At 65.0% G+C, this 22,915-nt stretch carries 19 protein-coding genes; all 19 read left to right on the top strand.

Annotated elements, in window-relative coordinates:
* Nucleotides 1-161 precede the first annotated feature (161 nt).
* Nucleotides 162-659 carry a division/cell wall cluster transcriptional repressor MraZ gene (locus tag J4G32_RS04780; protein WP_210484977.1) on the top strand — a complete coding sequence of 166 codons (498 nt, stop codon included), beginning with the start codon at nt 162-164 and terminating at the stop codon, nt 657-659.
* Entirely contained in the window at nt 656-1,705 is a 1,050-nt protein-coding gene (gene rsmH, locus J4G32_RS04775) for a 16S rRNA (cytosine(1402)-N(4))-methyltransferase RsmH (protein ID WP_210484976.1), read from the top strand. The genes J4G32_RS04780 and rsmH overlap by 4 nt, the downstream gene beginning before the upstream one ends.
* Nucleotides 1,702-2,097, top strand: coding sequence for a cell division protein FtsL (gene ftsL, locus J4G32_RS04770; RefSeq protein ID WP_210484975.1), 396 nt, complete (start codon nt 1,702-1,704; stop codon nt 2,095-2,097). Before rsmH ends, ftsL begins: the two co-directional genes overlap by 4 nt.
* Entirely contained in the window at nt 2,097-3,866 is a 1,770-nt protein-coding gene (locus J4G32_RS04765; RefSeq protein WP_210484974.1) for a peptidoglycan D,D-transpeptidase FtsI family protein, read from the top strand. Before ftsL ends, J4G32_RS04765 begins: the two co-directional genes overlap by 1 nt.
* Nucleotides 3,851-5,323 (top strand): UDP-N-acetylmuramoyl-L-alanyl-D-glutamate--2,6-diaminopimelate ligase, encoded by a 1,473-nt coding sequence (locus tag J4G32_RS04760; RefSeq protein ID WP_425515493.1) that lies wholly within the window; start codon nt 3,851-3,853, stop codon nt 5,321-5,323. The genes J4G32_RS04765 and J4G32_RS04760 overlap by 16 nt, the downstream gene beginning before the upstream one ends.
* Nucleotides 5,320-6,753 (top strand): UDP-N-acetylmuramoylalanyl-D-glutamyl-2,6-diaminopimelate--D-alanyl-D-alanine ligase, encoded by a 1,434-nt coding sequence (locus J4G32_RS04755; protein ID WP_210484973.1) that lies wholly within the window; start codon nt 5,320-5,322, stop codon nt 6,751-6,753. The genes J4G32_RS04760 and J4G32_RS04755 overlap by 4 nt, the downstream gene beginning before the upstream one ends.
* Nucleotides 6,754-6,756: 3 nt before the next feature.
* Complete coding sequence (gene mraY, locus J4G32_RS04750) at nt 6,757-7,842, top strand: phospho-N-acetylmuramoyl-pentapeptide-transferase (RefSeq protein WP_210484972.1); 1,086 nt, start codon at nt 6,757-6,759, stop codon at nt 7,840-7,842.
* A gap of 4 nt (nt 7,843-7,846) precedes the next feature.
* Complete coding sequence (gene murD, locus J4G32_RS04745) at nt 7,847-9,229, top strand: UDP-N-acetylmuramoyl-L-alanine--D-glutamate ligase (protein WP_210484971.1); 1,383 nt, start codon at nt 7,847-7,849, stop codon at nt 9,227-9,229.
* 4 nt (nt 9,230-9,233) lie between these two features.
* Nucleotides 9,234-10,379: an FtsW/RodA/SpoVE family cell cycle protein gene (locus J4G32_RS04740; RefSeq protein WP_210484970.1), complete on the top strand. Its 1,146-nt coding sequence runs from the start codon at nt 9,234-9,236 to the stop codon at nt 10,377-10,379.
* A complete protein-coding gene (gene murG, locus J4G32_RS04735) occupies nt 10,376-11,494 on the top strand; it encodes an undecaprenyldiphospho-muramoylpentapeptide beta-N-acetylglucosaminyltransferase (protein ID WP_210484967.1) in 1,119 nt (372 codons plus the stop codon). Before J4G32_RS04740 ends, murG begins: the two co-directional genes overlap by 4 nt.
* Complete coding sequence (gene murC / locus J4G32_RS04730; RefSeq protein WP_210484965.1) at nt 11,491-12,906, top strand: UDP-N-acetylmuramate--L-alanine ligase; 1,416 nt, start codon at nt 11,491-11,493, stop codon at nt 12,904-12,906. The genes murG and murC overlap by 4 nt, the downstream gene beginning before the upstream one ends.
* Nucleotides 12,906-13,820 (top strand): UDP-N-acetylmuramate dehydrogenase, encoded by a 915-nt coding sequence (murB, locus tag J4G32_RS04725; protein WP_210484963.1) that lies wholly within the window; start codon nt 12,906-12,908, stop codon nt 13,818-13,820. Before murC ends, murB begins: the two co-directional genes overlap by 1 nt.
* 58 nt (nt 13,821-13,878) lie before the next feature.
* Nucleotides 13,879-14,802 carry a D-alanine--D-alanine ligase gene (locus J4G32_RS04720; protein WP_210484961.1) on the top strand — a complete coding sequence of 308 codons (924 nt, stop codon included), beginning with the start codon at nt 13,879-13,881 and terminating at the stop codon, nt 14,800-14,802.
* Nucleotides 14,769-15,749, top strand: a complete 981-nt coding sequence (locus J4G32_RS04715; RefSeq protein ID WP_210484959.1) for a cell division protein FtsQ/DivIB — start codon at nt 14,769-14,771, stop codon at nt 15,747-15,749. Before J4G32_RS04720 ends, J4G32_RS04715 begins: the two co-directional genes overlap by 34 nt.
* Nucleotides 15,746-17,068 carry a cell division protein FtsA gene (gene ftsA / locus J4G32_RS04710; protein WP_210484957.1) on the top strand — a complete coding sequence of 441 codons (1,323 nt, stop codon included), beginning with the start codon at nt 15,746-15,748 and terminating at the stop codon, nt 17,066-17,068. Before J4G32_RS04715 ends, ftsA begins: the two co-directional genes overlap by 4 nt.
* 110 nt (nt 17,069-17,178) lie before the next feature.
* Nucleotides 17,179-18,897, top strand: coding sequence for a cell division protein FtsZ (gene ftsZ, locus J4G32_RS04705; RefSeq protein ID WP_210484955.1), 1,719 nt, complete (start codon nt 17,179-17,181; stop codon nt 18,895-18,897).
* Between the two features lie 260 nt (nt 18,898-19,157).
* Nucleotides 19,158-20,105 carry a UDP-3-O-acyl-N-acetylglucosamine deacetylase gene (lpxC, locus tag J4G32_RS04700; protein WP_210485507.1) on the top strand — a complete coding sequence of 316 codons (948 nt, stop codon included), beginning with the start codon at nt 19,158-19,160 and terminating at the stop codon, nt 20,103-20,105.
* 182 nt (nt 20,106-20,287) lie between these two features.
* The gene (locus J4G32_RS04695) at nt 20,288-21,184 is read left to right on the top strand and encodes an outer membrane protein assembly factor BamD (RefSeq protein ID WP_210484953.1); all 897 of its coding nucleotides are present in this window, start codon (nt 20,288-20,290) and stop codon (nt 21,182-21,184) included.
* Between the two features lie 12 nt (nt 21,185-21,196).
* The gene (recN, locus tag J4G32_RS04690) at nt 21,197-22,870 is read left to right on the top strand and encodes a DNA repair protein RecN (protein WP_210484951.1); all 1,674 of its coding nucleotides are present in this window, start codon (nt 21,197-21,199) and stop codon (nt 22,868-22,870) included.
* The last annotated feature ends 45 nt before the right edge of the window (nt 22,871-22,915 follow it).

Below are 22,915 nucleotides of genomic sequence, written 5' to 3'. Positions count from 1 at the left end.
CCAAATCATCCTGCGGACGGTGTTCTCTGAAGGGTGCGGCAGCCGCTCACGCGTCGCCGTTCGTTTCCTTCAAGAAGAGGCGTCCCCACCAATCGCGGGGCACGGCGGGCCTGTGGCTTTCGTCGTGGGGCTGACAATCAGGAGTGCGCGAGCCGCGGCCCATGAATCGCTTCGTGTCCAATTTCACCAACAAGTTGGATTCGAAGGGGCGGGTCTCGATTCCGGCGTCGTTCCGCTCCGTTCTGGCGCGGGATGGCTTCGAGGGTCTCTACGTTCATCCGGCGCTCGATTCGTCGGCTCTGGACGCTGGCGGCAATGTCCTCCTGAACGAGATCGACGCGTTCTTGTCGACGCTCCCACCCTATTCGGACGAAAGGGATCAACTCTCGACCGCCTTGTTTGGCACGAGCGAGATCCTGAAGGTCGATCCGGAGGGGCGTGTCATCCTGACAGAGTCAGTAAAAGTTCACGCCGCGATCGACGATGCCGTGACGTTCGTCGGGCTCGGTCACAAGTTTCAAATCTGGGAGCCCTCGCGCTTCCGTGCGCACTTGGAGGAGGCGCGCACGAAGGTTCGAGATCTGAAGAAGGTCTTGGGAGCCCGGATGTTGGAGCCACGAACAATGCAGGAAATCTCACCAGGAGGTCGGGAGCGATGATGGGACGCGGCGACGGCCCAGGAGCCGGAGCCGCTGGCGGACCGAACCGTCATGTTCCCGTCCTCCTGGAAGAGGTTTGCGATGCGCTCGATGTGAAGCGCGGCGGCGTGTTCATCGATGGCACCTTCGGCGCCGGCGGTTACACGCGCGCCATTCTCGACGCCAATCTGCGCAATACGGTGATCGCCATCGATCGCGATCCCGATGCGATTGCCGGCGGCGCCACGCTTGCGGCAAAATCCAAGCGCCGTCTCTCCCTGATCGCGGGCCGCTTCGGTGATCTCGACATCCTGGCGCAGGCCCAAGGGTGCAATGAGGTTGATGGCGTCGTGCTCGATATCGGCGTGTCGTCGATGCAGCTCGACGAAGCCGACAGGGGATTTTCCTTCCGCAACGACGGCCCCCTCGACATGCGCATGGAGCGCGACGGCCCGAGCGCTGCGGACCTGATCAACGAATCCTCCGAGGCTGAGCTTGCCGACATCTTCTACCATTACGGCGAGGAGCGCCGCGCCCGTGCCGTTGCGCGGGCAATCATCGAGGCGCGCCGTCGCCAGAAATTTGAGACGACGAAGCAGCTCGCCGATCTCGTCTCGTCGCTGATCTGGCAGGAGCCCGGCGGCATTCACCCGGCCACACGGGTGTTCCAGGGATTGCGGATCGCCGTGAACGACGAGCTCGGCGAACTGGTGCGCGCCCTCCACGCGGCCGAGCGGATCCTCATGCCTGGCGGACGCCTCGTCGTCGTGACGTTCCATTCCCTCGAGGACCGGATCGTCAAGCAGTTCTTCGCCGCCCGCACGGGACGGGCTGCAGGCGGATCGCGCCACATGCCGACGACCTATGTGCCGGAGGCGACGTTCGACGCCATCACCCGCGGACCGATCGCCCCCGGGCCCGTCGAGCTTTCGCGCAACCCGCGCGCCCGCTCGGCCAAGCTGCGCGCCGGGGCGCGAACGACGGCTGCCGCGCAGGAAGCGCTCGACGCCATCACCATGCTGGCGGAGCTTCCGCAGACCACTGAAAAACGGGGAGGGCGCCGGTGAACCGATTGCTTCACATCATCGCGCTGAGCGCCCTGATCGCTTCCGCAGGCTACGCCTACTCGATCAAGTACGAGACCCTGTTCTACGTCGAGCAGGTGGCGAAGCTGAAATCAAAGGTTCAGCGCGAGCGCGACGCGATCGCGGTGCTGCAGGCCGAATGGCAGTTTCTCGACCGGCCGGACCGGTTGCAGGCCGCGGCCGAGCAGCATCTCGATCTCCAGCCCATGAAAATACAGCAGCTCGCCCGGTTGTCGGATCTGCCCAACCGCCCGAGCCGTGAGGACGGCATCGGCCGCAAGCTCGAGGCCCTCGGGCTTCTCGAGCCCACAGCCACACCCAAAGACAAGACCAGCGACGCCCGCACCCCGACGACCCAAACTCCGAAACGGTAATGTCCTTGACCCCTCAGCCCGACACTGAACTGCCGTCGACCGAGACAAAGCCGCGCAGCGGCCTTCTCCGCCATGTGCGCGAGCTGTTTCGCATGCGCGTCGACAAGAGCACGGCGCGGGTCGGCCTCGCTGCGATTTGCTTTACCGGTCTGTTCGGCGTTATCGGCGGACGTCTCATCTACCTTGCGGTCACGAGCGATGCATCAAGCGAGATGCGCCGGGTAACGTCGTCCGAGATCTCGGCGGCCCGGCCCGACATCGTCGACCGCAATGGCGAGATTCTTGCAACCGACGTCAAGATGGTGTCGGTCTTCGCCGAACCGCGCAACATCATCGACAAGGATGAGGCGGTCGAATTGCTGACGGCCGTCCTGCCCGATATCGACGCGACCGATCTGCGCAACAAGCTCGGCACCAAGAAAGGCTTTGTCTGGGTCAAGCGCGAGATCACGCCGCGCCAGCAGGCTGAGGTTCACCGGCTCGGCATTCCCGGCATCGGCTTCCTGCCCGAGAACAAGCGCATCTATCCGAACGCCGAAGCGGCGGCCCACGTTCTCGGCTTTGCCAATGTGGACAATGTCGGCATCGCCGGCATGGAGAAATACATCGACAGCCAGGGCCTCCAGGATCTCAACGGAGCCGGGTTCAACATCACGTCGGCCGATCTGAAGCCGGTGGAGCTGTCCATCGACCTGCGCGTGCAGCATGCATTGCGCGACGAGCTCCAGAAGGGCATGACAAAGTTCAAGGCGAAGGCCGCGGCCGGCGCCATCATGGACGTCAATACCGGCGAGATGATCGCACTCGTGTCCCTGCCGGATTACGATCCCAACAATCCTGTCGATGCACTGGAGAACGATCGCATCAACCGAATCAATGTGGGCGTCTTCGAGATGGGCTCGACCTTCAAGGCGCTCACGACCGCCATGGCGCTCGATTCCGGCAAGTTCACCATCAACTCGTCGCTCGATGCGCGCTCCGGGCTGCGCTACGGCAAGTTCACCATCGGCGATTACCACGCGACCCATCGTGTGCTCACCGTGCCTGAGGTTTTCATCCACTCGTCCAATATCGGCACCGCCCGGATGGCGCTCGGGATCGGCGTGGAAGGCCACAAGGCGTTCCTGCGCAAGATGGGCCAACTCACCCGCCTGACGACGGAACTGCCGGAGAACGCCGAGCCGATCGTTCCGGGCCGATGGGGCGAACTCAACACGGTCACGATCGCCTTCGGACACGGCCTCGCGGTAGCTCCCTTGCAGGCCCTGATGGCCGTCGGCGCATTGACCAATGGCGGCTATATGATCAAGCCCACTTTTCTCAAGCGCGATGCGCCAACGGCCATGAAGACCGCGACCCAGGTCATCAAGCCGGAGACCAGCGAGGCGATGCGCTATGTGCTGCGTCTCAATGCGTCCAATCCCGCGGGCTCAGCGTCTGCGGTAGCAGTGGCCGGATTCTTCGTGGGCGGAAAAACGGGCACCGCCGAGAAAGTCATTCACGGGCGCTATTCCAAGAACAAGAACCTCACGACCTTCACGGCCGTGCTGCCGGCCGACAAGCCGCGCTACGTGTTCCTCACGATCATGGATGAACCGCAGGCCATTCCCGGCACCTATGGATTCTCGACAGCAGGCTGGAATGCCGGTCCGGTAACCGGCGACGTGATCGAGCGCGTGGCTCCGCTCCTGGGGGTGCCGCCCCGCTTCGATCCGCCGTCGCAGCCTTTCCCGCTAATGACCCGCCTCGGCGCATGGGGCACGCGCTGATGGGCGCGTCCGTGCTCACGCTCGCTGGCCTGCTGGATGAGGCGCGCGGATCGCCTCTGGCGAACGCGCCGGTCGCGGGCCTGACGTCGGACAGCCGCAAGGTCGCGCCCGGCTTTGTCTTCTTCGCGGTGCCCGGAACCAAGGCAGACGGCATGGCATTCGCGGCCGCCGCCGCAGAAGCCGGCGCGGTGGCGATCGTCGGCGAGGCCGAAACGCCGCCCGGAATTGCCTATCTGCGCGTGGCCGACGTGCGTCTCGCGCTGGCGACGGCGGCATCGCGGTTTTATCCGAAGCAACCCGACACCATCCTGGCGATCACGGGCACGAGCGGGAAAAGTTCGGTCGCCGATTTCGTGCGCCAATTGTTTGCTGGTCTCGGCCATAAATCCGCAAGCCTCGGCACCCTGGGCGTCATCACCTCCGATGGCGCGGCATACGGATCACTTACGACGCCGGACCCGGTTTCCCTTCATGAGACGCTCGACCGTCTCGCAGGGGAGGGCGTGACCCATCTGGCGATGGAAGCCTCCTCGCACGGCATCGATCAGCGCCGGCTCGACGGGGTGCGCCTGAAGGCAGCCGGGTTTACCAATCTCGGCCGCGACCATCTCGATTATCACGGCACGACGGAAGCCTATGCGGCCGCCAAGTTGCGCCTCTTCGACACGTTGCTGCCGCACAATGCACCCGCGGTCGTCAATGCGGACGGACCCTATGCGGATGTGTTTCGCGAGGGCATTCGGCGGCGTGGATTGACATTGCTCACAACCGGCCGCGCCGGCGACATGCTACACTTGGTGGAAGCGAGCGCCGACGGCTTCGGTCAGGTCCTGTCCATAACGGCATATGGCCGGACCTATCACACCAGACTGCCGCTGCTCGGCGCGTTTCAGGTCGAGAATGCATTGCTGGCGGCGGGATTGGTGCTTGCTGTCGAGGGCCCGGAGAAGGCCGAGGCCGTGCTTGACGGGCTGTCGCGGCTGCAGGGCGTGGCGGGGCGTCTCGAGAAGGTGGGCGAGGTCAATGGCGCCATGTGCATCGTCGACTATGCGCACAAGCCCGATGCGCTGGCCCATGTGCTCGATGCCTTGCGGCCGTTCACGACCGGCAAGCTCGTGTGCGTGTTCGGCTGCGGCGGGGATCGCGACAGGGGAAAACGTCCTCTGATGGGGGGGATTGCTGTTGCCGGGGCCGATGTCGTCATCGTGACGGACGACAACCCGCGCTCTGAAAACCCGGCTGCGATCCGGGCCGAAATTCTTTCGGCTGCCCCCGGCGCGATCGAGATTGCCGATCGCGCGCAGGCCATCCGTGCTGCTGTGCGCGATCTTGGGCCGGGCGATATCCTCGTGGTCGCCGGCAAGGGGCACGAGACGGGACAGATCGTCGGCGACCGGACATTGCCATTCTCCGATCATGACGAGGTTCTGGCCGCGATTGCACAGGTGACGCCATGAACGCCCCGCTCTGGACGCGCACCGAGATCGAGACTGCGACGGGCGGTCAAGTTGGCCGCGGCGTCACGCAGGCCTCCGGCGCCTCCATCGACACGCGCACGCTCGCGTCGGGCGATCTCTACTTTGCCATCAAGGGCGATGTGCATGATGGGCACGCGTTTGTATCGGCGGCCCTGGAAAAGGGTGCCGCTGCCTGTGTCATCGCGGATGATCAAGCCGCCGCCTTTGCGGATTCAGATCGGCTTGTCGTCGTCCCGGATGTTCTCGAGGCGATGCGCGGCTTGGGAATCGCGGCCCGCGCACGCAGCGCCGCAAGGATTGTGGCCATCACGGGGTCCGTCGGCAAGACGGGGACCAAGGAAGCCATGCGCCTGGCATTGTCGCGGCAGGGCAAGACGCACGCATCGGTCGCGTCCTACAACAATCACTGGGGCGTGCCGCTGACGTTGTCGCGCATGCCGCAGGAAGCCGTCTTCGGAATTTTCGAAATCGGCATGAATCACGCCCACGAAATCCTGCCTCTGACCGCGATGGTGCGTCCGCATGTGGCCGTCATCACCACCGTGGCTCCCGTGCATCTCGAATTCTTCCCGTCGCTGTGGGGCATTGCCGACGCGAAAGGCGAGATCTTCGCGGGGATCGAGCCGGGCGGGACGGCGGTCATCAACCGTGATCTGCCCTCTTTCGAGCGCCTGTGCGCGCACGCCTTTGCATCGGCTGCGGGCCGCGTCATCACATTTGGCGAGCATGAGCGGGCGGACATCCGCGCCGAGCGTGTCCTTGTCAGGCCCGACGACTCCCTGGTCGAGGCCCGGATCTTCGGGCGGCCGCTTGTCTACCGCATTGGGACTGCGGGCCGTCATATCGCGCTCAATTCGTTGAGCGTGCTGGCTGCCATCCATGCTCTGGGCGCCGATGTGGATCGCGCGGCCGAGAGTTTTGCCGATCTCAAACCACCGGTCGGGCGGGGGGAGCGCACCATTCTGTCGACCGCAAGCGGCGATGCGCTGTTGATCGACGAGAGCTACAACGCCAATCCGGCTTCCATGACCGCGGCGTTGTCCAATCTTGGCGCCGTGGACGTTGTGCCAGGCGGACGTCGCATTGCCGTCTTGGGCGACATGCGCGAACTCGGGCCGGACGGACCTGCGCTGCATCGGGCGCTCGCGAGCGCAATCGCCGAGAACCACATTGACCTTGTCTTCGCTGCGGGAGCTCTCATGGAGAACCTCGTGGGCTCGCTGCCCCGGTCGACTGTGGCTCATCATGCCGGCTCTTCAGCCGCGTTGGTGGAGCCTGTCACCGCGATGCTTCAAGCGGGCGATGCCGTGATGGTGAAGGGTTCGCTCAGCATGCAGATGGCGCTCGTCGTGAAGGCTCTCAAAGACAAGTACGGCGCGGGCCCCTCGGCAACTGCGCTGAAAGGATAGACCATGTTGACCTGGTTGGCCGAGCTCAGCCCCTATTTCAGTCCCCTCAATATATTCCGCTACATCACGTTTCGCACCGGCGGCGCGACGGCCACGGGCCTGCTGTTCGTGTTTCTCTTCGGACCCTCGATGATCTCTCTGCTGCGTCTCAAGCAGGGGAAGGGTCAGCCCATCCGCGAGGACGGTCCGGCCTCGCACCTCTTGACCAAGCGCGGCACGCCCACCATGGGCGGCCTAATGATCCTCGCGGGAGTTCTCGTCTCGACGCTGCTCTGGGCCAATCTTGCAAACCACTATGTGTGGACGGTTCTGTTCGTCACGGTGGGTTTTGGCGCCATCGGATTCTACGACGATTACCTCAAAGTGACGAAGCAGTCGCACAAAGGTTTCTCGGGCCGCTCGCGTCTCGCGCTCGAGGCCCTGATCGCAGCGATGGCCTGCATCGCGATTTCCTACATGGGGACCCCGGGGCTTGCCAATAAACTCGCCTTGCCGTTCTCTAAGGATCTGATCTTCAATCTCGGCTGGTTCTATATCGTCTTCGGCGGGTTCGTCATCGTCGGCGCCGGCAATGCGGTCAACATCACCGACGGGCTCGATGGACTGGCCATCGTTCCGGTGATGATCGCTGCCGGGACTTTCGGCTTCATCGCGTATCTGGCCGGCAACGCGGTGTTCGCGAATTATCTCCAGATTCATTTCGTGCCGGGAACCGGCGAGCTCGCCGTCATCTGCGGGGCATTGATGGGGGCGGGACTGGGTTTCCTCTGGTTCAACGCGCCGCCCGCGCAGATTTTCATGGGCGATACCGGCTCCCTGGCGCTTGGCGGATTGCTCGGCACCATCGCGGTTGCGGCCAAGCACGAGATCGTGCTTGCCATCGTGGGCGGCTTGTTCGTGCTCGAGATCTTCTCGGTCATCATCCAGGTGACGTCGTTCAAGCTCACCGGCAAGCGGGTCTTCCGCATGGCGCCGATCCACCACCATTTCGAGCAGCTCGGCTGGACGGAGCCGCAGGTCGTGATCCGCTTCTGGATTGTCTCCGTGGTGCTGGCGCTCGTCGGCCTCGCAACGCTGAAGCTGCGGTGAGCGCATGACCCCGATCACCACCCTTTCCGGCCGGACGGTCGCGCTCTTCGGTCTCGGGGGCTCCGGCCTGGTGACGGCGCTTGCCCTCAAGGCCGGGGGCGCGCATGTCGTCGCTTGGGACGACAATCCCGCCCGGACCGCGCAGGCCGAGGCCGATGGAATCGCGGTCGAGGATCTGCGCAAGAGCGACTGGTCGCGCTTTTCCAGTTTCATCCTGTCCCCGGGCGTGCCGCTGACGCATCCGACACCTCATTGGTCTGTCGATCTTGCGCAGGCGGCGGGCGTCGAGATCATCGGCGATATCGAACTTTTCTGTCGGGAGCGCGCGAGCATCGCCCCGAACGCTCCGTTCATCGCCATCACGGGGACCAACGGCAAATCCACCACCACGGCGCTCGTCTCGCATATCCTGCGCGAGGCGGGGCGGGACGTTCAGATGGGCGGAAATATCGGCACCGCGATCCTGTCGCTGCTGCCGCCATCCGACGACCGCGTGCACGTCATCGAATGCTCGTCCTTCCAGATCGATCTCGCGCCGTCTCTTGCGCCCAGCATCGGCGTGATGCTCAATGTGTCGGCCGATCACCTCGACCGGCATGGTACGCTCGACGCCTACGCGGCCATCAAGGAAAGATTGATCCGCCACGCCGACAAGGTCGTCATCGGCGTTGACGATGCAATCTCTCGTGCAATGGCGGCCCATGTGCGCGTTCCGACGCTGCGGGTTGGGCTGACCGACAAGAACCCGGGCAGCGTCTTTGGCCAGTCGCATCAGATCATCGCCAACACCGATGGTGACGCTGTCGCGATCGCCGACCTCGCGGGCATCTCGTCCCTGCGCGGTGACCACAACGCACAGAATGCCGCCGCCGCCGTCGCGATCGCGCTGTTTTGCCAGGTCGACACGGCCACCATCGATCGAGCGCTCCACACGTTCCCCGGTCTGCCGCATCGGATGGAAGAGATCGGCCGCCGCGGCGACGTTCTCTTTATCAACGATTCGAAAGCCACCAACGCCGACTCCACCGAGAAGGCTCTGAAATCGTTCGACGACATCTTCTGGATTCTTGGCGGGAAATCGAAGGAGGGCGGCATTGCGCCGCTGCGTCCGCATTTCGGCAAGGTCCGCAAGGCGTATCTGATCGGTGCCGCGTCGGATGAATATGCAGCGACGCTGGGCGACAGCGTTCTGCATCAGCATTGCAGCACGCTTGATCGCGCGGTGCAGCAAGCAGCCCAGGATGCCGCCGGGTCGACGCATGCGGTGGTCCTGCTGTCGCCCGCCAGCGCATCCTACGACCAGTATCCAAATTTCGAAGTTCGCGGAAACCATTTCCGGGAACTTGTCAAAGCCTTGCCCGGCCTCGAACCGGCGATGGGAGCCTAGAGCCATGGTGTCACGCGCGGAACGCTCGGCCTTCAGCGACTGGTGGTGGACGGTTGACCGGTCCCTCCTGGCGGCGCTTGCCGTCCTGGCTTTGTCGGGGCTGGTTTTCCTCATGGCCGGCGGGCCTCCGGTGGCCGAGCGCCTCGGTCTGTCGACCTTCCACTTTGTCAATCGTCAGGTCATGTTCCTCATGCCGGCGCTGGCGATCCTGCTCTCGGTGTCGTTCCTGTCTCTGCGCCATCTGCGGCGGCTGGCGCTGGCGGTCTATTTCGTCGGAATGATCCTGGTGCTGCTCGCCTTCCAATACGGGCCGGAGATCAAGGGCGCGCACCGGTGGATCGTGATCGGGCCGCTGGGCATCCAGCCGTCCGAATTCGTCAAGCCGGCTTTCGTGGTTCTCGCCGCCTGGGCCTTCTCCGAAGGTGGTCGGCGCAAGGACATGCCGGGCGCGCTTCTGGGGTTCCTCATCCTGCCCGCAACCATCATTCCGCTGATCCTCCAGCCGGATTTCGGGCAGACCATGCTCATCACCGTGGTGTGGTGCGGCCTCTTCTTCATCGCCGGCCTGCACTGGTTCTGGGTGATGGGCCTGGGCGGCGCCGGCTTGGTCGGCATCGGAGCCGCCTATGAATTCCTGCCGCACGTGCGCGCGCGGTTCGAGCGCTTCATGGACAAGACGTCGGGCGATACCTTCCAGGTCGACACGGCGATGGAATCGTTCTCCCGCGGCGGCTGGCTTGGCCGTGGTCCGGGTGAGGGGACTGTCAAGCGGATCCTGCCGGACGCCCATACCGATTTCATCTTTGCGGTCACGGCGGAAGAGTTCGGCATCGTGGTCTGCATGATCGTGCTGGTCCTGTTCGCGTTCATCGTGCTGCGCGGGCTGTCGCTGGCTCGCCGAAACGAGGACACGTTCTGCCGCCTTGCCGCCACCGGCATCGTCTTCATGTTCGGGCTGCAGGCCTGCATCAACATGATGGTGAACGTGCATCTCATGCCCGCCAAGGGCATGACTCTGCCGTTCGTGTCGTATGGCGGCTCGTCGCTGCTTTCTCTCGCGCTCGCCATGGGATTCCTGATTGCGCTCACCCGTCGCCGCCCGCGCGCGGAGATGATGGACAATTTCAATCAGGATTGGTCGCGCCGATGACGGCGCCCCTCATCCTTCTCACCGCGGGAGGAACGGGCGGGCATCTTTTCCCCGCGGAGGCGCTTGCGAATTCCCTGAGACAGGCAGGCGCCCGGGTGGCGCTCGCCACGGACAAGCGCGCCAACGCCTTTGCGGGCGCTTTTCCGGCCGACGAGATCGTCGAGATTCCATCTGCTACGCCCTCAGGTCGCTCGATCCCGCAGATGATCGGGGCGGCTTTTCGCCTGGGTCGCGGCACGTTGGTGGCCATCCCGGCGCTGCGCCGGCTCAAGCCCGCTGTCGTCGTCGGATTTGGCGGTTATCCGACCGTGCCGCCGCTGGTCGCCGCTGCGCTCCTGGGCATTCCGACAGCCATCCATGAGGCCAATGGCGTGATGGGACGGGCCAACCGGCTTCTCGCGACCCGGGCCGCCCTGGTCGCCACCGGCTTTGCGGACATCAAGGGACTTCCGGCCCGGCTTCGCGGGCGCGTCGTCCAGACCGGAAACCCGATCCGCCCGGCGGTGACGGCTGCGGCAAAGATCCCGTTCCAAGCCCCCTGTCCCGAGGAGCGATTCAACCTGCTCGTCACCGGCGGCAGTCAGGGCGCGCGGGTCATGAGCGACGTGGTTCCGGCGGCCATAGCCCTGCTGTCACCCGCAGAACTGTCGCGGCTCATGATCGTGCAGCAGGCCCGCGGCGAAGATCTGGCGCGCGTTCGCGACCGTTACAGCCAGCTTGGCGTGACGTTCGAGGCCGAGCCGTTCTTCAAGGACCTGCCGCACCGGATTGCAGAGGCCCATCTGGTCATCGCGCGGTCGGGCGCCTCGACCGTGGCCGAACTGGCTGTCATCGGCAGGCCGTCGATCCTCGTGCCGCTTCCCGGCGCCATCGACCAGGATCAGGCGGCCAACGCCAAGGTACTGGGCGATCTGGGCGCTGCCATCGTTCTTCCACAAGTCGCGTTTACGCCCGAACGCCTCGCCGATGAACTGCGCAAGGCGCTGGCATCGCCACAAAACTTGACCGTCGCGGCCCGGGCGGCGCATAGCGCCGCTATCACGGATGCGGCCGAGCGCCTCGCTCAGGCCGTACTCGCCCTGGTCTCCTCTCACGCAAACGGAACACCCTCATGAAACTGCCGCCGAAGCTTGGACCCATTCACTTCATCGGTATCGGCGGCATCGGCATGTCGGGCATCGCGGAGGTCATGCACAACCTTGGCTATACGGTGCAGGGCTCGGACGCCTCCGACAACTACAACGTCAAGCGCCTCGCCGACAAAGGCATCAAGACCTTCATCGGCCACAAGGCCGAGAACGTGGATGCGGCCGAGATCGTCGTCGTCTCCACGGCGATCAAGCGCGACAATCCGGAACTGGCGATGGCGCGAGAGAAGCGCCTGCCCGTCGTGCGGCGCGCGGAGATGCTCGCCGAACTCATGCGCTTCAAATCCTGCGTGGCGATCGCCGGCACGCACGGCAAGACGACCACCACGTCGCTTGTCGCGACGCTTCTCGATGCGGGCGGGCTCGATCCCACCGTCATCAACGGCGGCATTATCAATGCCTACGGCACCAATGCCCGCATGGGCGAGGGCCAGTGGATGGTCGTCGAGGCCGATGAATCCGACGGCACGTTCCTGAAGCTGCCGGCCGACGTCGCTGTCGTGACCAATATCGATGCCGAGCATCTCGATCATTTCGGCACCTTCGACGCCATTAAGGAGGCGTTCCGCCGGTTCATCGATTCGATTCCGTTCTATGGCTTTGCTGTGATGTGCATCGATCACCCGACCGTTCAGGATCTCGTCGGCCATATCGAGGATCGCCGGATCATCACCTATGGCGAGAACCCACAGGCGGATGTCCGGTTGATGGATATCGACACCCGCGACGGGCAAAGCCGGTTCCGCGTCATGATCCGGGATCGCCGGCCCGGCTTTCGTATCGAGCTCGAAGATCTCGTGCTGCCGATGCCCGGCGCCCACAATGCCCTCAACGCCACGGCCGCCATTGCGGTGGCGCACGAACTCGGCGTCTCGACGGATGCGATCCGCAAGGCGCTTGGCAATTTCGGCGGCGTGAAGCGCCGGTTCACCCGCACCGGCACCTGGAACGGCGTGGCGATTTTTGACGATTACGGTCACCACCCGATCGAGATCAGCGCAACCCTCAAGGCCGCGCGGGCCTCCACCAGCGGTCAGGTGATCGCGGTGGTGCAGCCGCACCGCTACACGCGCCTGTCGTCGCTCTTCGAGCAGTTCTGCACCTGCTTTAACGATGCCGATGCGGTCATCGTGGCTCCCGTTTACGCGGCGGGCGAGCAGCCCATTCCTGGCGCGGAGCGTGATGACCTGGTGGCGGGCCTGAAGGCCCGCGGTCACCGCAACGCGATGGCGCTCGACAAACCGGAGGATCTGGCCGGTCTCGTCAAGGGCATCGCGCGGCCGGGCGATTACGTCCTCTGCCTCGGCGCCGGCAACATTACGCAGTGGGCCTATGCACTGCCGGGCGAACTCGAGGCTTTGTCCGGGACGCCGGCTTGATGTTCGCCGACCTGACAGCGGCCCTGCGCGACGCGATGCCGGACCTGCGCGGCAAGCTGGAGGCCAATGCGCCGACAGCGCCGCTCTCCTGGTTTCGCGCCGGCGGGCCCGCCCAGGTCCTGTTTTCGCCGGCGGACGCGGACGACCTTGCGGTGTTCCTCGCGCGCCTGAGTCCAGACCTCCCGGTCCTGCCCGTCGGCCTCGGCTCCAATCTGTTGATTCGCGACGGCGGCTTTCCCGGTGTCGTCATTCGGCTGGGCAAGGGGTTCTCGGATATCGCCGTGTTGCCCGATCATCGCATTCGGGCAGGGGCGGGAGCGCCGGACGTGAAGGTGGCGCGCGTCGCCGCCGAGGCCGGCATTGCGGGTCTGTCGTTCCTGCGCGGCATTCCCGGCGCCATCGGCGGCGCATTGCGAATGAATGGCGGGGCCTATGGGGGCGAGACGAAGGACGTGCTGATCTCGGCCATCGGGGTCGATCGCAGCGGGACGCGCGTGAGCTTCGACAACGCCGCCATGGGCTTCACCTACCGCCATGCGGCGGTGCCCGACGATGTAATTTTCACCGAGGCGGTGTTCCAGGGCTCCGCGGGCGATCCGCAGGCCATTCTGGCCGAGATGAACGCCATCACGGATGCGCGGGCCTCGACCCAGCCCGTCAATACCCGCACCGGCGGGTCGACCTTCAAGAATCCTCCGGGCCACAAGGCCTGGCAACTCATCGATGCGGCAGGATGCCGGGGGCTGCGCGTCGGCGACGCCCAGGTGTCCGAGCTTCATTGCAACTTTCTGATCAATCATGGCACCGCCCGGGCCGTCGACATCGAGAGCCTGGGTGACGAGGTTCGCCGTCGCGTGCGGGAGCATTCGGGAGTCGTCCTCGAGTGGGAAATCAAACGGGTCGGCCTCGCCTGACTCGAATCAACATCAAACGGTCGGCGTCAGGCGCGGGCCGGAACACGGGGAACTTATCATGAGCAAGCACGTCGCCGTTCTTCTGGGCGGTTGGTCGGCGGAGCGCGAAGTCAGCCTCGCGACGGGGCGGGCCTGCTGCAAGGCCCTCGAGGAGCAGGGGTACCGGGTCACCCCCATCGACGTGCAGCCGGATGTGGCGACCGTCGTGCAGGCGGTGGCCCCGCAGGTGGTGTTCAACGCCCTGCATGGGCGAATCGGCGAGGACGGCACCATGCAGGGCCTCCTGGAACTGCTGCGAATCCCCTACACCCACTCGGGTGTTCTGGCCTCCGCGCTCGCCATGCAAAAGGACAAGGCCAAAATTATTATGGCGGCTGCCGGCGTCCCTGTGCCGCAGGGGATGGTCGTTAACCGTTTCGAGGCGGCCAAAAGCCACGTTCTGCCGGCCCCCTATGTGATCAAACCGGTCGATGAGGGGTCCTCGGTGGGGGTCATCATCGTGCGCGAAGACCGCTCCCATCCGCCCCAGGAACTGCTCCGGGAAGACTGGGCGTTCGGCGAAAAAGTCCTTGTCGAATCATACGTTGCGGGTCGCGAGCTGACCTGCGCGGTGATGGGCGATCGGGCGCTCGGGGTCATCGATATCAGGCCCTCGACGGGCGTGTTTTACGATTATGACGCAAAGTATGCGAAGGGCGGCTCCATTCACGTCCTCCCGGCAGAAATTAAACCGAATATTTACCAAAAGGTCCAAGAGTTAGCGTTAACGGCGCACCAAGCGCTCGGCTGCCGCGGAATCAGTCGCGCTGATTTGAGATACGACGACACCCCGGGGGGAACCGGGGAGCTCGTGGTCCTCGAGGTCAACACGCAACCCGGCATGACCGAGACCAGCTTGGTGCCAGAATTGGCAGCCCATGCGGGCTATACATTTGGTGAGCTTGTTCGATGGATGGTGGAGGACGCTACCTGCAACCGATGACGGCCTATTCGGCCGCCGCCGCAGGTGCGCGCGTTCATTCCTTCGACAATCGGCAGCGTCTGGCCTCCAAGCTGCCCTTCGGCAAGCTCTTCGGCTCATCCCGCAGCGTTCGGCGGCGCTCCTCCGGCATTCCGCTGGCGCGACGCATCCCGCGCCATCTCGGCACCGGCCTGACCCTGGGTTTTTTTGCCGTCGTGACGACCATCGGCCTCTTTCAGGGTGGCCATCTCAACGAGTTCATCCGCACCCACGGGGAGCCCCACCACGCGGTAGCGCGCCTCGTCGGCCTCGGGCTGGAGCAGGTCACGATCTCGGGTCTGTCGCAGATGCGCGAGAACGAAGTCCTGGCCGCTGCCGGCCTCGACTGGCGCGTGTCGCTGCCCTTCCTCGACGTGAATGCGGTGCGCGAGCGGCTCGAGCGGGTGCCCCTGATCAGCAGCGCTTCAGTGCGCAAGCTCTATCCGAACGAGCTGGTGATCGGCCTCACCGAGCGGGAGCCGCATGCCCTGTGGCAGCTCAACGGCGAGCTCTTCATCATCGCGTCTGACGGCACCGTCATCGACCTCATGCAGGACGAGCGCTTCATCGGCCTTCCCCTCGTGGTCGGCGACCGCGCCAACCTGCGCAACAACGATTATCTCGGCCTTCTCGAATCCGCCGGCGCCCTCAAGAGCCGTATCCGGGCTGGCACGCTCGTGTCCGGTCGGCGCTGGAACCTGAAGATGGAAAACGGCATGGACGTGCTGCTGCCCGAGCGCGGCGCCGCGGATGCCTTGACGCGTCTCGCCAAACTCGAGCGCGAGCAGAAGATCCTGGAAAAGGACGTGCTGGCCATCGATCTGCGCATTGCGGACCGGGTCGTCGTCCGTCTCACGGAAGAAGCGGCTGCGGCGCGAGCCGAGGCCATGAAGCAGAAGAAAATGCGCGGCAAGGGGGTCGACACATGAGTCTCTCAGGTCAGGGCCTGACACCGCGCCTGAAGCCGCTTTCCGCGCGCAAGAGCGCCATCCTGTCGGTCCTCGATATCGGGACCAGCAAGGTGGTCTGCGTGGTGGCGGAATTGAAGCCCGTCGACGAGATCGAATCCCTGCGGGGCCGCACCCATGTGGCGCGCATCCTCGGCATCGGGCACCAGCGCTCGGTCGGCCTCAAGGGCGGCGTCATCGTCGATCTGGAAGCGGCCGAGGGCGCGATCCGGCAGGCCGTGCATGCGGCCGAACGGATGGCGAAGGTCGAGATCCAGTCGGTCATCGTCAATCTCACCGGCGGCCGCCTCAGCTCGGAGCATTTCGACGCGCATGTGAACGTTCGCGGCGCGGTGGGATCGAGCGATGTCCATCGCGTGCTCGATACCGCCAGCAGCCAGGACCTGCGCCAGGGCAGGGCGGTTCTTCATGCGCTGCCGACCGGCTTCTCGCTCGACGCACAGAATCATATCGTGGATCCGGCCGGCATGATCGGGGAACGCCTCGGCGTCGATCTGCACGTGGTCTCATCGGAAGCAGCAGCGGCCCGCAACCTCATGCTCGCCGTCGAGCGATGCCATCTCGGCATCGAGGCGGTCATCGCGACGCCGTACGCTGCGGGCCTTTCGGTCCTCGTCGACGATGAGGCGGATATGGGTTGCGCGGTCGTCGACATGGGCGGCGGCACCACCAGTGTGGGCATCTTCGCCAATGGGCATCTGGTCCATACCGATGCGATCGCGGTGGGCGGGCACCACGTCACGATGGATATCGCACGCGGTCTCACGACACGGGTTTCCGCTGCCGAGCGCCTCAAGACCCTCTACGGATCGGCCATCACGTCGAGCGCCGACGATCGCGACATGATCGCTGTGCCGCAGGTCGACGAGGACGAGCGCGACGTGCCCAATCATCTGCCGAAATCGCATCTGGTGCGCATCATCAGGCCGCGGGTCGAGGAAGTGCTCGAACTCGTTCGCGATCGCCTTCGGAACGCAGGTTTCGCGGCGCAGGCCGGACGGCGGGTCGTTCTCACGGGCGGCGCAAGCCAGCTCGTCGGATTGCCCGAGACCGCACGACGCATTTTGCAAGGACAGGTTCGTGTCGGGCGTCCGCTCGGCATCAAGGGCCTGCCCGAAGCCGCAAAGGGCCCCGCCTTCTCGGCGGTGGTCGGCCTCCTCGTCTATCCGCAGGTGGCGCATATCGAGTATTTCGAGCCGCGTTCGAGCGGCTTGTTTCAGGGTACCGGAACCGACGGCTACATCTCTCGGGTGGGCCGTTGGATTCGCGAGAGTTTTTAGAGTTTTAGAGAGTATGGCGGTGGCGCGGCGGCCACCGTCCTGAGTTCAAGTCACCAAGGGTCAGCGTCGGCCAAACGCGAATGTTACAAGGCCAAAAGAGGCAACAGGTCATGGCAATCAATCTGCAAGCTCCGGACATCCGGGAACTCAAGCCCCACATCACGGTCTTCGGCGTCGGTGGCGCCGGCGGTAACGCCGTCAACAACATGATCGAATCCGGTCTCATGGGCGTGGAGTTCGTGGTCGCGAACACCGACGCGCAGGCTTTGACATCGTCGAAGTCCGAGCGGGTCATCCAGATGGGACTGCAGGTGACCGAAGGTCTCGGCGCCGGTTCCCAGCCGGAGGTCGGACGCGCGGCCGCCGAGGAGGTCATGGACGAGATCCGTGATCAGCTCTCGGGCTCGCACATGGTGTTCATCACCGCCGGCATGGGCGGCGGCACCGGCACAGGTGCTGCTCCGGTCATCGCCCGGGCGGCCCGCGAGCTCGGCATCCTCACCGTCGGCGTCGTGACGAAGCCGTTCCAGTTCGAAGGCGTGCGTCGCATGCGGCTTGCCGAATCGGGCATCAACGAGCTGCAGCAATCGGTCGATACGCTGATCGTCATCCCGAACCAGAACCTCTTCCGGGTCGCCACCGAGAAGACCACCTTCGCCGATGCCTTCGCCATGGCCGACCAGGTGCTCTATTCGGGCGTTGCCTGCATCACCGACCTCATGGTGAAGGAAGGCCTCATCAACCTCGACTTCGCCGACGTGCGCTCGGTCATGCGCGGCATGGGCAAGGCGATGATGGGAACAGGCGAGGCGTCCGGCGAGAACCGCGCGATCCGCGCAGCCGAGGCTGCCATCGCCAACCCGCTCCTCGACGACGTGTCGATGAAGGGCGCGCGCGGCCTCCTGATCTCGATCACCGGCGGCAACGACCTCACCCTCTACGAACTCGATGAGGCCGCCACCCGCATCCGCGAGGAAGTCGATCAGGACGCCAACATCATCCTTGGCGCGACGTTCGACGAAAGCCTTGAGGGCATCATCCGCGTGTCGGTCGTCGCCACCGGCATCGACCAGGCGCTGATCGCCGAGGGCGTTGACCTGTCCTCCACCGAGCAGCGGATTTCGGAAGTGGCCGAGCGCCTGCGGGCGGAAGCCCGGGCCCGGGTCTCGCAGACGACGCAGCCCGTCCCGACCTTTCGTCCCACCACCGCCCAAGTCGAACCGGTGAAGGCCGTCGAGGCCGCGCCCGCCCCGATGCCCGCTCCCGTCTACGCCCCGATGCCGAGCGCGATGGACATGGCGCCCCAGCCGGTCATGCGCGACGACGTGGTGCTGACCCCCGCCCAGCCCAAGCAGGCGATGGTCTACGAGGCGCCTCCGATGCCGGAGCCCCGCTACCACGAGGAGCCGATCGCCCAGGGCGCGTTCATCCCGCCCCAGGCCGAGCGCGCGATGCGCCCGGCGCGCATGCCGCGAATCGACGAGTTGCCGATCCCGGCCCAGAACCAGATCCGCGCCAGCCGCGGTGAAATGGAGCATGGGCACGATCCCAAGCGTATGTCGCTCCTCCAGCGGCTCGCGACGGTCGGGTTTGGTCGCAAGGACGAGCCTCATCCCGAGCCCGCTCCCCAGCAGCGCCAGGCGCCCGAGGCACCCCGCCAGCAGATGTCGCCGGTTCACGCGGAATACGCCAAGCGTCCGGCGCATCCGCAGGGCCAGCGCCCCGCGCAGGGACACCTCGATCCGCAGGGTCGGATGGCGCCTGCGCCGCGCAGCATGGAAGACGATCAACTGGAGATTCCGGCCTTCCTTCGCCGCCAGGCGAACTGAGTCTCAAGTGCCGTAACGACACATTGAGCCCCCAGTCGCGACCCGGCTGGGGGCTTCTTCGTAAAGTGCTGCAATTTCAAATATTTACGAAGTGTTCAGTTTGTTACAGAACGTAACCAACCGTGATTTGGCCTTGATGTGCGCCGGCCCTATGTTGCCCTCCAGTTGAAGAGGGCGGATTCACCCGGAACCCGCCGCAGATAAGAGAAACAGCGGACGCACGAAGCCTGATCCGGTCGATGTGTTCGAGGTCCCACATGATGAAGCAAAGCCAGCAGACAACCCTCCGCGCCTCCGTCACCCTCACCGGTGTCGGGGTCCATTCAGGAGACGAGGTGAAGATCTCTCTTCACCCTGCTGAAGCGAATCACGGGATTGTCTTTCTGCGCACCGGTCTGCCCGGGGGCCGTGACCGGCTCATCAATGCCCGCCATCTGACCGTGACCGCCACCGAGTTGTGCACCGTCATCGGCGACCGCGACACGGGCGCGGTGGCCACCATCGAGCACCTGATGGCTGCCCTTGCCGGCCTCGGTGTCGACAACGTGCTGGTCGAGATCGACGGCGCGGAAGTGCCGATCCTCGACGGCAGCGCGGCACCCTTTATCGCCGCCATCGACGAGGTCGGCCTTGCCTTGCAGGGTTCCTCGCGTCGCTATCTCAAGGTTCTCAAGCCCGTCCGCGTGACCCACGGCAAGGCTTTCGTCGAACTGAACCCCAACGACCGGGCGTTCCGTCTCGAGGTCGAAATCGACTTTCCGACCCCGGTTATCGGCCGCCAGAGCAAGTCGATCGACCTCTCGCCGTCGGTTTTCCGCCGTGACATCTCCCGCGCCCGCACGTTTGGTTTCATGCGCGATGTGGAGAAACTCTGGAGCGCCGGTTTCGCGCTCGGCGCCTCCCTCGACAATACCGTGGCGATCGGCGAGGACGGGGTGATGAACCCGGAAGGCCTGCGCTATGCGGATGAGTTCGTCCGTCACAAGATCCTCGATGCGGTGGGCGACCTGTCGCTGGCCGGCATGCCGCTGCTCGGCACCTACCGCTCCTTCTGCGGCGGTCACCGGATGAACTTCGCGGTTCTCGAAGCGCTGTTCTCCAACCGCGCCAATTACGCCATTGTCGATTCCGGCGTGCGTCGCGAGCCCAGTTATGCGGAGATCGGCAACAACATCGCCGTTCCCGCTTACGCACCGGAAGTGCTCTGAGCCTCCACCGTTCCCGACCGCCCAGTTTCCCAAGCGCCCTTTGGCCGCACGGACTTTTGCCCTATTGCGGCCACAGCCATGGGTAAAGGCAGCGCGAGGGGTTGGCTCTTTGCCCGCGCATAGGGTAAAGAGCCATCAGAGTAGCGTGACAATCGTGCACGATTTTCGGAGGGCCGCGAGGCATGTCGTTGGCGAAAGCTTATTTGGGCTTGAGAAGCGCAGGGGTCCGCGCGCTCCTGATCGCGACCTGCGGGGTAACCCTGGCCGGGTGCGATACCCTCTCGTCGCTCAATCCGTTTGACAAGAGCGAGACCTACAAGCCGGAAATCATCGCCGAGGTCCCCGGCGAGACGCTCTACAATGACGGCCTGGCCCGGATCCAGAAAAAGGATTACGAGGGCGCCGCCAAGAAATTCAGCCTGCTCGAGAAGCAGAACCCGTATTCCGAATGGTCGCGCAAGGCGCTGATCATGGAAGCCTACGCCAATTACGAAGGTGGGCTCTACGAGGAATCTATCACGGCGGCGAAGCGCTATCTCCAGCAGCACCCCACGACCCCTGATGCGGCCTACGCGCAGTATCTGATGGCGTCGTCGTATTACGACCAGATTCCCGACATCACCCGCGACCAGGAAAAGTCGGAGCGCGCCATCCTCGCCTTGCAGGAGCTGGTGCAGCGGTATCCGAACTCCGAATATGTCGCCGACGCCAAGAAGAAGATCCAGGTCGCGAGCGACCAGCTCGCCGGCAAGGAGCTCGAGGTGGGCCGCTTCTACCTTCAGAAGCGCAACTATTCGGGTGCCATCAACCGCTTCCGCACCGTGGTCGCGCGCTACCAGACCACGCGCCACGTCGAGGAGGCGCTCGAGCGCCTCACCGAGGCCTACATGGCCATGGGCGTGGTCAGCGAAGCGCAGACCGCCGCGGCCGTTCTGGGACACAATTTCCCGGACAGCCCCTGGTACAAGGATGCGCATGCGCTGCTGACCAAGGGCGGCGTCGAGCCTCGTGAGGATTCAGGGTCCTGGATCAGCAAGGCGTTCCGCGGCGTGCCCCAGGTCGGTCAGAAGACGGGGTAGTCCTCCACCTCCATGTTGATCCAGCTTGCGATTCGCGACATCGTCCTCATCGACAAGCTCGAGCTGCATTTCCATGAGGGCCTCTCAGTCCTCACGGGCGAGACCGGGGCCGGCAAGTCGATCCTGCTCGATGCGTTTGCTCTGGCCCTCGGCGGCCGGGGCGACGGCAGCCTTGTGCGCCACGGGGAGCCGCAGGGCCAGATCACGGCCGTGTTCGATTGTCCGACCGGGCATCCGGCTCGCCTGATCGCCGCTGAGGCCGATATCGACATCGACGGCGATCTCATTCTCCGCCGGGTTCAGGTGGCTGACGGCCGCACGCGGGCCTTCGTCAACGACCAGCCGGTCAGCGTGCAGGTGCTGAAGGCCATCGGTGCGACGCTTGTCGAAATCCACGGGCAGCATGACGACCGCGCCCTGGTCGATCCCGTCACCCATCGGGCGATCCTCGACGCGTTCGGCGGCCTTGGCGCCCCCGTCCAGGCGGTCCACGACAGCGCCCGTCGTGTGCGGGAGGCAAGGCAAGCCCTTCAGGATCATCGCGGGCGCATCGAGAAAGCCCGCAAGGAAACCGACTTTCTGCGTCATGCGGTCGAAGAGCTGAGCAAGCTCGCGCCCAGGCAGGGCGAGGAGGATGCGCTCGCCGGGCGTCGCGTCACCATGATGCAGGCGGAAAAAGTCGCGCAGGATCTCACCGATGCCTTCGAGGCGGTGGCAGGCTCCGCCTCGCCGGTCGCCGTGCTATCCGCTGCCGTGCGCAAGCTCGAACGGCGCAGCGCGCAGGCGCCGGCTCTGGTCGATCCCAGCGTGAAGGCGCTCGACGCGGCGCTGCTGGCCATCGATGAATCGCGCACCGCCTTGCAGGATGCGCTCCGGGCCGCTGAATTCGACCCGCGCGAACTCGAGCAGACCGAGGAACGCTTGTTCGCGCTGCGCGCCGCTGCGCGCAAATATGACGTGGCCGCCGACGATCTCGCCAGCTTGCGGCAGCGCTTCGTCGACGACCTCGCGTCGATCGACGCAGGCGAAGAGAAGCTGGGTGCGCTTGAACAGGCCGCCGCTGCCGCCGATACGGCCTATGTGACGGCAGCAAAAAAGCTGTCGGCGGGACGTCGCAAGGCCGCTCAGGCCCTCGATGCCGCCGTCCAGGCCGAGCTGCCGCCTCTCAAGCTGGAGCGGGCCCGCTTCATCACCGAGATCCAGACGGACGAGGCCAGCCGCGACGGCGGCGGGTTCGACCGGGTCGAGTTCTGGGCGCAGACCAATCCCGGCACCAAGGCCGGGCCGCTGATGAAGGTCGCGTCCGGCGGCGAGCTGTCCCGCTTCATGCTGGCCCTGAAAGTGGTGCTCGCCGACAAGGGATCGGCGCCGACCCTGGTCTTCGACGAAATCGACACGGGCGTCGGCGGCGCGGTGGCGGATGCGATCGGCCAGCGGCTGGCGCGGCTTGCGGGCCGCGTGCAGGTGATGGCCGTGACCCACGCGCCTCAGGTTGCTGCCCGGGCGCTGAGCCATTTTCTCATCCTGAAGGAAGGGGTGCGCGGTTCCGACCGTGTTGCAACCCGCGTCGTGCCCCTCGAGGCCTCGCCCCGGCGGGAAGAGATCGCCCGGATGCTCGCGGGCGCCACCATCACCGACGAGGCGCGCGCCGCCGCCTCCCGCCTGCTCGACGCCGTCACATCCTGACCTTCGACGCTGACCGCGTCTGCGCGAGTCGCTATGGTTCTGTCG

This window comes from Microvirga antarctica (assembly GCF_017921815.1).
Classification (GTDB): domain Bacteria; phylum Pseudomonadota; class Alphaproteobacteria; order Rhizobiales; family Beijerinckiaceae; genus Microvirga; species Microvirga antarctica.
Note: the sequence above shows the minus strand (reverse complement) of the source record. Positions and strands in the feature narration are given on the sequence as shown.

Coding starts and splice junctions, on each gene's coding strand:
- murG (WP_210484967.1), top strand. CDS start 10,376: ATGACGGCGCCCCTCATCCTTCTCACCGCGGGAGGAACGGGCGGGCAT.
- J4G32_RS04695 (WP_210484953.1), top strand. CDS start 20,288: ATGTCGTTGGCGAAAGCTTATTTGGGCTTGAGAAGCGCAGGGGTCCGC.
- murC (WP_210484965.1), top strand. CDS start 11,491: ATGAAACTGCCGCCGAAGCTTGGACCCATTCACTTCATCGGTATCGGC.
- lpxC (WP_210485507.1), top strand. CDS start 19,158: ATGAAGCAAAGCCAGCAGACAACCCTCCGCGCCTCCGTCACCCTCACC.
- J4G32_RS04720 (WP_210484961.1), top strand. CDS start 13,879: ATGAGCAAGCACGTCGCCGTTCTTCTGGGCGGTTGGTCGGCGGAGCGC.
- ftsZ (WP_210484955.1), top strand. CDS start 17,179: ATGGCAATCAATCTGCAAGCTCCGGACATCCGGGAACTCAAGCCCCAC.
- J4G32_RS04740 (WP_210484970.1), top strand. CDS start 9,234: ATGGTGTCACGCGCGGAACGCTCGGCCTTCAGCGACTGGTGGTGGACG.
- murB (WP_210484963.1), top strand. CDS start 12,906: ATGTTCGCCGACCTGACAGCGGCCCTGCGCGACGCGATGCCGGACCTG.
- J4G32_RS04715 (WP_210484959.1), top strand. CDS start 14,769: ATGGATGGTGGAGGACGCTACCTGCAACCGATGACGGCCTATTCGGCC.
- J4G32_RS04780 (WP_210484977.1), top strand. CDS start 162: ATGAATCGCTTCGTGTCCAATTTCACCAACAAGTTGGATTCGAAGGGG.
- ftsA (WP_210484957.1), top strand. CDS start 15,746: ATGAGTCTCTCAGGTCAGGGCCTGACACCGCGCCTGAAGCCGCTTTCC.
- murD (WP_210484971.1), top strand. CDS start 7,847: ATGACCCCGATCACCACCCTTTCCGGCCGGACGGTCGCGCTCTTCGGT.
- rsmH (WP_210484976.1), top strand. CDS start 656: ATGATGGGACGCGGCGACGGCCCAGGAGCCGGAGCCGCTGGCGGACCG.
- mraY (WP_210484972.1), top strand. CDS start 6,757: ATGTTGACCTGGTTGGCCGAGCTCAGCCCCTATTTCAGTCCCCTCAAT.
- recN (WP_210484951.1), top strand. CDS start 21,197: ATGTTGATCCAGCTTGCGATTCGCGACATCGTCCTCATCGACAAGCTC.
- J4G32_RS04765 (WP_210484974.1), top strand. CDS start 2,097: ATGTCCTTGACCCCTCAGCCCGACACTGAACTGCCGTCGACCGAGACA.
- J4G32_RS04760 (WP_425515493.1), top strand. CDS start 3,851: ATGGGGCACGCGCTGATGGGCGCGTCCGTGCTCACGCTCGCTGGCCTG.
- J4G32_RS04755 (WP_210484973.1), top strand. CDS start 5,320: ATGAACGCCCCGCTCTGGACGCGCACCGAGATCGAGACTGCGACGGGC.